This is a genomic window from Natronosporangium hydrolyticum (assembly GCF_016925615.1).
Taxonomy (GTDB): Bacteria; Actinomycetota; Actinomycetes; order Mycobacteriales; family Micromonosporaceae; genus Natronosporangium; species Natronosporangium hydrolyticum.
Window position 1 is genome coordinate 5,545,160 of sequence record NZ_CP070499.1, and the last position, 11,682, is coordinate 5,556,841.

At 70.8% G+C, this 11,682-nt stretch carries 10 protein-coding genes; all 10 read right to left on the bottom strand.

Going from position 1 to position 11,682, the window contains the following annotated elements; genetic code table 11:
• Nucleotides 1-16: 16 nt before the first annotated feature.
• Nucleotides 17-3,349, bottom strand: coding sequence for a serine hydrolase (locus JQS43_RS25215; RefSeq protein ID WP_239676850.1), 3,333 nt, complete (start codon nt 3,347-3,349; stop codon nt 17-19).
• A gap of 66 nt (nt 3,350-3,415) precedes the next feature.
• On the bottom strand, nt 3,416-3,820 hold the full coding sequence (locus JQS43_RS25220) for a ChaB family protein (RefSeq protein ID WP_239676851.1): 405 nt from the start codon (nt 3,818-3,820) through the stop codon (nt 3,416-3,418).
• A 28-nt stretch (nt 3,821-3,848) separates the two neighbouring features.
• On the bottom strand, nt 3,849-5,096 hold the full coding sequence (locus tag JQS43_RS25225; protein WP_239676852.1) for a zinc-dependent alcohol dehydrogenase: 1,248 nt from the start codon (nt 5,094-5,096) through the stop codon (nt 3,849-3,851).
• A 45-nt stretch (nt 5,097-5,141) separates the two neighbouring features.
• Entirely contained in the window at nt 5,142-5,732 is a 591-nt protein-coding gene (locus JQS43_RS25230) for a DUF2231 domain-containing protein (RefSeq protein WP_239676853.1), read from the bottom strand.
• Nucleotides 5,733-5,853: 121 nt separating this feature from the next.
• Nucleotides 5,854-7,059: a TetR/AcrR family transcriptional regulator gene (locus JQS43_RS25235; protein ID WP_239676854.1), complete on the bottom strand. Its 1,206-nt coding sequence runs from the start codon at nt 7,057-7,059 to the stop codon at nt 5,854-5,856.
• A 157-nt stretch (nt 7,060-7,216) separates the two neighbouring features.
• A complete protein-coding gene (locus tag JQS43_RS25240; RefSeq protein ID WP_239676855.1) occupies nt 7,217-8,761 on the bottom strand; it encodes a long-chain-fatty-acid--CoA ligase in 1,545 nt (514 codons plus the stop codon).
• A gap of 43 nt (nt 8,762-8,804) precedes the next feature.
• Nucleotides 8,805-9,950, bottom strand: a complete 1,146-nt coding sequence (locus JQS43_RS25245) for an acyl-CoA dehydrogenase family protein (protein WP_239676856.1) — start codon at nt 9,948-9,950, stop codon at nt 8,805-8,807.
• Between the two features lie 17 nt (nt 9,951-9,967).
• Entirely contained in the window at nt 9,968-10,795 is an 828-nt protein-coding gene (locus JQS43_RS25250; RefSeq protein WP_239676857.1) for an SDR family NAD(P)-dependent oxidoreductase, read from the bottom strand.
• Between the two features lie 24 nt (nt 10,796-10,819).
• On the bottom strand, nt 10,820-11,227 hold the full coding sequence (locus JQS43_RS25255) for a MaoC/PaaZ C-terminal domain-containing protein (protein WP_239676858.1): 408 nt from the start codon (nt 11,225-11,227) through the stop codon (nt 10,820-10,822).
• Nucleotides 11,224-11,682 carry a MaoC family dehydratase N-terminal domain-containing protein gene (locus tag JQS43_RS25260; protein ID WP_239676859.1) on the bottom strand — a complete coding sequence of 153 codons (459 nt, stop codon included), beginning with the start codon at nt 11,680-11,682 and terminating at the stop codon, nt 11,224-11,226. Before JQS43_RS25260 ends, JQS43_RS25255 begins: the two co-directional genes overlap by 4 nt.

The following is an 11,682-nucleotide window of genomic DNA, read 5'->3' on the forward strand; positions in this document are numbered from 1 at the left end:
TTCCCGGCAATCGTGGCTAATCGACGCGAGGGGTGGCGCGCAGGCCACTGTGGAGGTAGGTGGCCCCGTCGGGGAGCTGGTAGAAGCTGACCGCCTGCCAGGTACGCGCACCGGGCAGCCGCACCGCGTACACCCCGGCCGCCGGATCGACCGGGTGCAACGTCAACTCGGTCGGCGGCCGGCCCAGCCCCGGGGTCCGATGATCGACGACCGTAACGAGCTGATCGCCCCGGACCTCGTACCGGACGCCGGTGCGCTGGTAGACCCCGGCCCACCGGCCGAGGTCGGCGGTGGCCGGTTCTGAGCTGGCCGATTCTGGGCTGGGGGTCACCGGGTCCGGCAGCCGCACCCCGGTCAGCTCCTCGATCAGTTCCCTGATCAGCACCGTATGCAGGTCGGCGGCGAACCCGCCGTTGGTCAGCAGGGTGACCGCCAGGTCGTGGTCGGGCAACAGCCGCAGGAAGGCGTGCTGGCCCAGGGTGCTGCCGTTGTGCCCGATCATCGCCGAGCCGCCGGCCGGGCCCCGGAACCAGCCGAGCCCCCAGGAGTCGGCGACCTGGTGGCCACCGGGCACCGGCGCCTGTTCGGCCTGCATCGCCGCCACCAGCTCGGCCGAGAGTAGCCGGCCGCCGCCGGTGGTCACCCCGGCGTCGAGGTGCAGGCCGGCGAAGGTGAGCAGGTCGTCGGCGGTGGCGCAGGGGGTGCCGCCGAATGCGGCGGTGGCGCGCGGCAACGACCACACCTCGGTACGCCGCAGCGGCTCGTCCGCCTCGTGGACGTGGCCCACCGCCACCCGGTGCAGCAGCGCCTGCTCGGGCAGGGTGCTGACCCCGGTCAGGCCGGCCGGGTCGAGCAGCAGCTCCCGCAGCGCCTCGTCCCACACCTGGCCGGTGATTACTTCGATCAGTCGCCCCACCACCGCGTACCCGCTGTTGCTGTAGGAGAGGGTGGCCCCGGGTGCGTGCAGCTGCGGCACCTCGGCGAGCGCGGCGACGTACCTGGCGAGGCAGTCGTCGCCGCGACCGAAGTCGTGGAAGAGGTCTCCGTCGATGCCGCTGGTGTGGGTGAGCAGGTGCCGCAGCGTGATCTGCCCGGTGGCGGAGCGGTCGGCCAGCCGCAGCTCCGGCAGGTAGTTGACGACCGGTTTGTCCAGGTCGAGCCGGCCCTGGTCGACCAGGCGCAGGGCGGCGGTGGCGGTCAACGGCTTGGTGATCGAGCCGATCTGGAACCGGGTCTCCGGCGTCACCGGCACCGTGGTCTCCACATTGGTTACACCGGTGGCGACGACCGTCCGGTCGGTGCCGCGGCGCACCCCGAGCACCGCCCCCGGCACCCGGAACTCATTGCTCAACTCGGCCAGCCGCCGCTGCCACCGGTCGCCGGCCAGGCGCGGTGCCGCGCCGGTGTGCCGGGTGACCCAGTCCACCACCCGCTGGCAGTAGTCGACCGCGTGCGACGGCCGACCATTGGCCAGGAACAGGTGGGAACCGCCCGGGTAGAGCACCAGCCGGGACGGCACCCCCCGCGTCCGCAGCGCCGCGAACCACTGCTCGGACTGGCCGGGTGGGCACCGGTCGTCCGCGGCTCCGTGCAGTAACAGGGTGGGCGCGGTGACTTCACCGACCCGCTGGTAGGGCGACTGGCCGGCGAGCAGCTCGGGGTCGCGCCACGGCAACGCGGTCAGCTCGTACTCGGCGATCACGTGGCCGGCGTCGGAGGTGCCGATCATGCTGCTCGCATCCGCGATCGGAGCGCCCACCACCGCCGCCCGGAACCGGTCGGTCCGGGTGGTCAGCCAGCAGGTCATGAACCCGCCGTAGCTGTAGCCGGTGACCGCCAGCCGATCCGGGTCGGCCACCCCCGCCGCGACCAACTGCTCGACCGGGGCGAGAAAGTCCTGCTCGTCAGCGACCCCCCAGCCGCCCACCGCGCCGGTGAAGAACTCCTCGCCGTACCCGTCGCTGCCGCGCGGGTTGACCAGCAGCACCGCCCAACCCCGGGCGGCGAGCAGCTGCCAGTAGAACCGGCCCGGATTCGGCACCGGGTTCCAGGCGTTGTGCGGGCCGCCGTGGATGTCCAGCAGCAGCGGCGCCGGGGTCCGCGTGGCCGAGTCGCGCAGCAGCCACCCCTGCACCCGGGTGCCGTCGGGGGCGTCGAACCAGCGCTCCTCGGGCTCGATCAGCGCCACCCCGGGCAGCGAATGATCGGTCAGGACGGTCACCGCACCGGAACCCGGATCGGCCAGCGCCACCTCGCCGAACGAAGCCGGCCCGGCGAGGGTGACCGCACAGCGGCCGGTCTGCCCCGCCACCGACGGCGCCGCCACCACCCGCCCGTCGCCACCGGCCACCAGCCGGGCCGGGCCGGTGAGGTCCCCGTCGAGGGCGTAGAGCTGGGTGCAGCCGTGGTGCCGGGCGCAGAAGAGCAGGATCTGGCCGTTGGTGGTGAATCGGGGCAGTCCACCGGGGTAGCCCGGGCCGCCGGGCATGACGTTGCGGTCCAGCTCCGGCGCCAGCTGCCGGACCCCTCCCGCAGCCTCCTCGCCGAGCGGGACCAGCAGCAGCTGGTCGTGGCCGACCCGCACCTCGGCCGCCCCGATCACGATCAGCGCGTCTCCGGCGGGAACCCAGGTCACCGCGGCCACGTGGCCGGCGAACACCTCCCGGGGCTCACCGGTGCCCAGGTCGAGCACCACCGCCTCGGACTTCCGGCGGGACAGGTCGTGCTCCGGCCGGAAGCTGGTCGCGAAGGCGAGCGAGCCACCATCGGGCGACCAGGCCGGGGTGCCGGCGTGCCAGTCCCCCTCGGTGACCTGCCTGGCCTCGCCGTCGGCGAGGTCGACCACGAAGAGCTGCCGCCGCCGGCCCCGCCACCAGCCCTGACCGTCGAGTTTGTACCGCAACCGGTCGGCGACGAGCGGCGCGTGGTCCGGTTGGTCGGGCTGCTCCCCCTGGTCGACCAGGGCGGTGAAGGCGATCCGGCTCCCGTCCGGGGACCAGACCGCCGGGCCGGCGCCGCCGGGCAGGCTGGTGAGCTGCCGGGGCTCGCCTGGCCCGGCCGGAAGCAGCCACAGCTGCGCCGGACCCCCTTCGGCCGGGCGGCGCAGGAACGCCAACTGGGTGCCGTCCGGGGCCCAGGCCGGCGACGAGTCGCCGGTGCCGAAAGTGAGCTGGGTAGGCTCGCCGCCGTCAGCAGCCACCCGCCACAGTGCGCTGCGCCGCTCGTCGGCCTCGCTCGCGACCGAGTGCATGGTGTAGACCACGCTGGCGCCGTCCGGCGAGATCGCCGGCTGGCTGGGCAGGCGTAGCCGCGCCAGGTCTGCCAGCTGGGGTCGCCGGGCCGTTGCCATGATCGACTCCTTCCGCGCCGCGCTCCGTCATCCCTATCACGGATGCCGGGCCCGCGCGGGAGTCGATCATGAACGCTGACGGGCCCGGCGGGTGCTCCGTTCGTTCGCTCGCTGGATCGCCTCGACCAGCTCCGGCTTGCTCATCCGGGATCGGCCACTGACCTCCAGCCGCTTCGCCACCTGCAGCAGGTCCTGCTTGGAGGCGTTGGCGTCCACCCCACCGGCGGTGGCGACCGGCCGCTGCCCCCGCCCCCGCTTCGCCTGCTCGTCGCTGGGCCCCTTCGCCCGCTTCGGCTCCCAGTGGTCGCCGACCTTCTGGAAGCTGTGCTTCAACGCCGCGAACGCGGTCTGGTGCGCCCGGCGCCCTTCGCCGTAGGTCTCGACCGCCGAATCGTGTGCCTTGACCCAGGTGTCGCGCGCCTTCTTCGGTGACCGCTGCACGGTGTCCGGCAACTCGTCACGTCCCGGCATGACCTCCTCCTCCCGGTGCTGCGCACGCTCAGACCGCGGTGAGCGCTGCCGCGCCCCGGCCCCCGGGGTACACCTCGGGGCTCACCCGCCCCGGCTGCAGCAGCACCTTGGTGCACTCTTCCTGCTTCTTCTGGAAAATCTCGTACCCGTGGGCGGCCTGCTCCAGCGGCAGATAGTGACTCGCCATATCCATCGTCCCTAGTGGATCGGAGTCGTCGAGCACCAACGGCAACAGCTCATCCACCCACCGGCGGACGTGGCACTGACCCATCCGCAGCTGAATCCCCTTGTCGAACATGGCCCGCATCGGCAACGGATCCACCGCCCCGCTGTAGACGCCGATAATCGAGACCGTGCCGCCGCGGCGTACCGCCGCCACCGCATCCGACAACGCCCGCAGCCGGTCGACCGCGGCGCTCTTCGCCGCCGGCCGGCCGAGGAAATCCGGCAGCACCGACGCGGCGTGCTGGCCCACCTTCGCCACCGGGTTACCGGCCGACTCCATCCCCACCGCATCGATCACACTGTCCGGCCCACGACCCCCGGTCCGCTCCCGCAACACCTCGGGCACGTCGTCGATCCGCTGCGCGTCCAGCACCTCAATGCCGGCCCGGGCCGCCATCGCCAACCGCTCCGGCACCAGGTCCACACCGAACACCCGGGCGGCGCCGAGCTGCAACGCCGCCCGCGCGCTGAACTGGCCCACCGGCCCCAGCCCGAACACGGCCACCGTCGACCCTTCGCTGATCGCGGCGAACCGGGCCGCCTGCCAACCGCTGGGCAGGATGTCCGAGAGGTACAGGAAGCGGTCGTCGGCCGGACCATCCGGGACCTTGATCGGCCCGAAGTTGGCGTACGGCACCCGGAGATACTCGGCCTGGCCACCGTCCACATGCCCGTACAGCTCGGTGTAGCCGAACAGCGACGCGCCCATGCCGTGGCTACGGTTCTGCGTGGTTTCACACTGGGCGTAGAGCCGCCGCCGGCACATCCAACACTCACCGCAGGAAACGTTGAACGGCACCACCACCCGATCGCCAGGCCGGAGGTGGTCCTGGGCGGCGGCCCCGACCTCCTCCACCACGCCCATCGGCTCGTGGCCGAGGATGTCACCCCGGCGTAAGAACGGCGAGAGCACCTCGTAGAGGTGCAGATCTGACCCGCAGATGCCGCTGCTGGTCACCCGCACAATGGCGTCGGTCGGATGCTGGATCTCCGGATCCGGCACCTCCTCGACCCGAATCTGCCGCTTCCCCTGCCAGGTAACCGCCTTCACAGGCTCACCCTCCTCGGTTGCAACCGGCCTCGTACGCCGATCGGCTCAGCCGGTGGCGGCGGTGACCCGCTCGGCCTTCGGGGCGGCTTCGGCCGCCGCCTCGGCCAACTCTGGCCGGAACCGGTAGGCGCCGGCGCCCAACGCGTAGGACAGATGCCCACCGAGCGCCCCACCGGCGCCGACCGCGGAGAGGCCCAGCAAACCCCACACCTGGCCGGCCAGGTGGCTGCCGCGGGTGCGATGCCGGTACGAGGCGAGGTAGCAGACGATGCCGGTCGCGTTGGCCAAGAAGTGGACGAACCCCACCCGGCGCTGCTGCTGGTCGAGATTGCGGAAGTCGACCGCCCCGGCTGCGGCGGCCGGCATCGCGGTCAGCAAGCCGGTCAGGACCATCGCCTGAGCTGCCCGTTGCTGACCCGGGATGGCGTCGAGGACGCTGGCGGAGATCCACGCCCCGGCCGGCGCGAGCACCAGCGCCGGATGCAGCGGATGCCCGGCCGATTCGCCGCTGAGGTGTCTCACCAGTGGTCGACCGTCCGGGAACACCCGTCGCCACCAGCGCTGCAGCGCGCTCGCCGGGCGGTCGACGCGTTCCAGCGTCTCGGTCTTCTCAAGGACGCGCTTCACTCCGCTCATAACGGACAGCTACCCCGTCGTCGCCATCACAAACCCCCCGCCGCCCTCCCCATGGCCAACCGCCCTCCCCGGCCGATCATGAGCTAGTAAGCAGACTCGCCGGGCGTGTCGGTCACCTGGCTCATGATCGCCGGGGAGGGGGCTGCAGCATCGCGTTACCCACCTCGTTCAGCGTCGCCAGTACGCCGGGTCGCGAGCGCAGCCACGGTGTCCGGGCCGCGTCGTTCACGATCGTCAGCACCGCGTGCACCCGGACCTTCGCCTCGGCCTCGCTCATCGCCGGGTAACCGGACCGAATCAGCTGGATCCACTCACCCAGGTAGTCACGCTGGGTCTGTTTGATCAGCGATCGCACCTCGTCGGCGAGGTGCGTGGCCTCACTGACCAGCAGGTCGAGCGAGGTGCTGTGGTCCATCGCGAACTCGATGTACGACCGCAGCAGCCGGCGCAGACCCTCGCCCGGGTCGGTGACGCCCCGGAGCGCCCGGTACATGTCGTACCGGAGCCACTCGTCGCCGCGGGTGAGTGCCGCCGCCAACAGCTGCTGTTTGGAGTCGAAGTGGTAGTAGACGCTACCGCCGGCGATGCCGGCTACGGCGCCGATCTCCTCCATGCTGACCGCCGAGTACCCCCGCTCGGCGAAGAGCGTGGTCGCCGCCCGTAACAGCCGCTCCCGCCGGGCCACCGGCAGCAGACCAGCCGGCTCCCGTTCGGCCGACGGGGCCGACGGGGCCGACGGGGCCGACGGCGCCGGACCGGTCTGCAGGATCAGCAGAATCACCTCGCTGAGCAGCTGCTCATACTGACCGCGCGGCAGCTCGTCAGGGTGGTAGGAGACGCTGCACAACGCCGAGTAGGTGGCGACCGCCAGCATCCGGGTGTCCGCCCGGGACAACTCCGGACGGCGGACGGCTACCAGGTCGGCCAGCATGGTCACCGAGGCGGTGACCTCACGCCGGAGCTGAGCGTAGTCGTCACGCGGCAGGCTGCGAGCCTCCCGTTGCCACAACCGGCCCAGGCGGCTGTGGTCGAGCGCCGCGGTCGCCAACTGCTCGGCGACGGCGATCAGTTCGGCGTCGGCCGATCGGTCGAGCAGTTCCCGGATCGGCGTCATCTCCGCGACCAGCGCCGCGGTGAAGAGTTGTGGCTTACCGGCGAAATGACGGTAGAGCGCGGACGGTGCGACGTTGACCGCTGCCGCGACGTCGCTCATCGACACCTGGTCATAGCCGTAATCCTGGAACAGGTCGGTAGCCGCGGCGATGATCAGGGCACGACGGTTGCGGGGCCGGGTGCCCCGGGGCGGCGCCGCGCGCTCAAGCGTCATCGGTCCCGATCAGCCGCCTTCCGGTCCGCTTCCGAGCACCAGGGTTACCTGCCAAAGGGCTATCACATTACGCCGCCGGTGGCTCCGTAACCACTCCCTGCGTACGGAGTCGACGCACCCGGTCCGTCGACCTCCTCAGCCCCAGCCAGCGGCCCCATCAGATCTGCCGCCCCGCCGCCGCCCAGTGCTGCGCCCGCAGCACCCGCTTGAGCACCTTGCCGGCGCCGGAGACCGGCAACGCGTCGGTCGTCTCCAGGCTTCGGGGCAGCTTGTAGGCCGCGATCTGCTGCCGGCAGAACTGCTGTAGCTCCGCCAGGGTGGGTGCGGCGCCGGCAGCCGGTACGACCACCGCGTGCACCCGCTCGCCCCACTGCGCATCCGGTACGCCGATCACCGCGCATGCCGCTACTGCGGGGTGCCGGCTGAGGGCGAACTCCACCTCCGCCGAGTAGACGTTCTCGCCACCGCTGATAATCATGTCTTTAAGGCGGTCCACCACGAAGACGTATCCCCGATCGTCCATGTATCCGGCGTCGCCGGTGTGCATCCACCCGCCCCGGAGTGCGGCGGCGGTCTCCTCCGGGCGGTTCCAGTAGCCGCTCATCATGTGCACTCCCCGCGCCACGATCTCGCCGACCGACCCGCGCGGCACCTCCACGTCGTCCGGGTCCACGATCCGGACCTCGGAGTGCGGCGCCGGCCGACCAGCCGACCGGCGCAGCGATGGGTCCTCGTGGTCCCGCGGCGTGAGCACCGTCGCTACCGGCGCCAGCTCAGTCATCCCGTACGCCTGGGCGAAGCGGGCGTTCGGGAACATCGCACCCGCCTGGGCCAACAGCGCCTCCGACATCGGCGAGGTGCCGTAGGTGACCTGCCGCACGCTCGAGAGGTCGCGGCCGGCCAACTCCGGGCTGTCCACCATCACCTGCAGCATGGTGGGGACCAACAGGACATCGTTGATCCGCTCCCGTTCCAACGCGTCGAAGATGCCCGCCGGGGTGAAGCTGGCGAGAAACACGTGGGTGGCCCGGTTGATCATGCCGGTCAGCCAGATGAAGATGTCAGCCAGATGGAACATGGGCGCTACGTGGAGCATCCGGCCGTCGTGACTGCCCCACTCCCCGGTGGCCATGGTCCCGAGCGCGTTGACCAGCACCGCTTGGTGACTGAGCATCACCCCCTTCGGCAGCCCGGTGGTGCCGCCGGTGTAGAAGATGCCGAAGAGCGCGTCGCCGCCCCGGCGGGCGTCCGGGACCGGGGTGGACTCGGCGACCAACCGCCGGCCGTCGACCATGCCCTCCGGACAGTCCCCATCTCCGTAGAAGACCACAGTGGCCAGATCCGGACAGCGTTCCCGTAACTGCGGCACGATATCGACGAAGTGCTCGCCCACCAGCAGCACCCGGCAACCGGACTCGGCCAGCGAGTGACACATCTCGGCCGGGCTCCACCGGTAGTTGACCGGATTGAGCACCGCGTCCGCCCACGGCACCGCGAGCAGGTAGTCGTGGTAATAGTCGGAGTTCAGGCCCAGCATGGCGACCCGGTCATCGGGCCCGACCCCGAGTTCACGCAGAGCGCTGGCCAGCCGCGACACTCGGTCGACGGTCTCGGCCACGGTACGAGTCCGGTCACCGTAGACAGTGAGCGGGCGCGTCGGATCCTGTTGTAGAGCTTGGTGAAGAACCTGGGTGAGATACATCGCTGCGCTCCTTCACGCATGGTTCCGCCACGCCCCGCAGCCGCTACAGGGTGCGGGCGATGATTTCCTTCATAATTTCGTTGCTGCCGCCGTAGATCTTCGACACTCGCTGGTCGACCCAGCTGTGGGCGATCGGGAACTCCGACATGTAGCCGTAGCCGCCGTGCAGCTGCAGGCAGTCGTCGAGCACCCGACTCACCCGCTCGGTCGTCCACCATTTCGCCATCGCCGCGGTGGCGGCGTCCAGCTCGCCCCGGACATGGGCGGCGATGCAGTCGTCGACGAAGGTTCGCGCGACCCGGGCCTCGGTGGCGGCCTCGGCCAACGTGAACCGGGTGTGCTGGAACTCGAAGATGGGCTGGCCGAACGCCTGCCGCTGCTTGGTGTAGCTGATGGTCTGCGCCAGCGCGGTCTCCATCGCGGCCAGCCCGATCACCGCGACGGTCAGCCGCTCCTGCGGGAGCTGCTGCATCAGCTGGGGCAAACCCTGGCCGGGGACTCCCCCGAGCACGTTCTCCCGCGGCACCCGGACATCGTCGAAGAACAGCTCGGCGGTGTCCTGGCCGCGCTGGCCGATCTTCTCCAGCACCCGGCCCCGCCGGAAGCCAGCCCGGTCGGCCTCGACCAGCAGCAGCGACATCCCCGGCGAATCCGCCCCCGAGTCGGTGGTCGCTACCACCACGACCAGGTCGGCCTGCGATGCGTTGCTGATGAAGGTCTTGGCACCGGCGATCACGTACTCGTCGCCGTCCAGCGTCGCCCGAGTGCGGATGCCCCGCAGGTCCGAGCCGGTGCCCGGCTCGGTCATCGCGATCGCGGCGACCACCTCACCGCTGGCCAACTTCGGCAGCCACGCCTGTTTCTGCGTCTCGGTGCCGTAGTCGAGCAGATAGTGCGCGACCACCACCGAGTGCACCCCGATCCCCCAGGCGTTGTCGCCGACCCGGGCCTGTTCGGCCAACACCACCGCCTCATGGCGGTAGTCGCCACCACCCCCGCCGTACTGTTCGGGTACCGACAGGCAGAGCAGCCCCACCTGGCCACCCTTGCGCCACAGCTCGCGGTCGACGTGGTGCTGCTCGCGCCACCGCTGCTGGTGCGGCAGCAGCTCCTCGACACAGAAACGTCGAGCCAACCCGCGCAGGTCCGCGAGTTCTTCATCCATCCAGGGGGACTGGTAGTCGGTCATTACGCCTCCGATTCGGGTCACACCATGAACCCGCCGCCACACACGAGGGTCTGGCCGCTGATGTAGTTCGACTCCTGAGTACACAACAGGTAGACCGCGCCCGCAGCCTCCTCCGCCGTGCCAGCCCGGCCCAACGGGATCATCTGTTGCATCGCCGCAAGCAGCTCCGGGTTGACACCCACCGGCAGCTGCTTGCCGTCGAGCTCGATAGAGCTGCTCCCGTCCGCCGGCCCCTGGGTCAGCCGCGTGCCGATCAGCCCGAACGCGACCGAGTTTACGGTGACGTTGTAGCGGCCCCACTCCTTGGCCAGAGTCTTGCTCAGCCCCAGAATCCCGGCCTTCGCCGCCGCGTAGTTGGCCTGCCCGGCGTTGCCTCCCACCCCCGCGATCGAAGAAACGTTGACCACCTTGCGGCACCGCACCGCGCCCGCCTCCCGCTCGGCTTTCGCCGCCGCCGAGATGACCGGCTGGGCCGCCCGTAGGATCCGGAACGGCGCCTTGAGGTGCACGTCGAGGATGGCGTCCCACTGCTCATCGGTCATCTTCTGGATGACGTTGTCCCACACGTAACCGGCGTTGTTCACGATGATGTCCACCCCGCCGTACTCGTCCACCGCGGTCTGGACAAACCGCGCCGGAAAGTCTTGATCGGTGACGTTGCCGACGCAGGTGGTAGCCGTCCCCCCGGCGGCGGTCACCGCGGCCAGGGTCTCCTGCGCCGGTGCCGCATCCAGATCGTTGATCACCACCCGGGAGCCCTCGCTGGCGAGTTTCAGGGCGATGGCGCGCCCGATGCCGCGGCCGGAGCCGGAGACCAGGGCGGTGGTGCCGGTCAGTTTTCCCATCTTCGTCGTACGTCCTTCCGAGCCTTAGTCAATGGCGACGGTGGCGTCGCCGAGAATCGTCGTGGTCCCGTCCGGCAAGCTCACCCGGAGTTCAATCCGGGCCCGCCGTTCACCGGCCTGGTCGTCGATGGCGACCACCTGGCCGGTGCAGCGCAGCGCGGCGTGCACCGGGGTGATCGCGGCGAACCGGACCCGCATGCTCCGGATCCGCTGCTGCCCCGCCCAGCCAGCCAGCAGCCGACCGAGATAGGCCATGCTGAGCATGCCGTGCGCGAACACGTCGGCCATGCCGGCCGCCCGAGCTGCGTCCAGGTCGATGTGGACCGGGTTGTGGTCGCCGGAGCCACCGGCGAACAGGGCGAGCGTGGCCCGGGAGATCGGCGGCGGCGAGAGCTCAGGCAGTTCGGCGCCGACGCGCACGTCGAGGCTCATCGCGCCGGCTCCGGGTTTCGGACCACGATCGTGTCCCGCAGGTCGGCGATTGCGCGGCCATCCAGCCGAACGACGGTGGAGTCCCGCACGATGAAGTCGAGCGCCCCACCCTTCTTGCTGTACGCGTCGCTGATCCGGCTCCGCATGACCAACCGGTCCCCGGCGTACGCCATGGCGTGGTAGGTGAACTCCTGCTCGCCGTGCAGCACCTCGGCGAGCCCGACGCCGAGCTCCGCCAGCCAGTCGAACGGGTCGGGCCGTTCATGCCCGACGGCGGTGAAGAAGGTCGGTGGCACCGGCAGATCCGGGTGGCCGGCGCGCCGGGCCGTGGCCACATCGAGGTAGACCGGGTCAGTCTCGCCGATCGCCCGGCAGAACAAGCGCAGCCGGCCCCGCTCCACCAGCAACTCGGCCGGTGGCAGCTCCTTGCCGATCACCGATGGGTCGATCGCCAT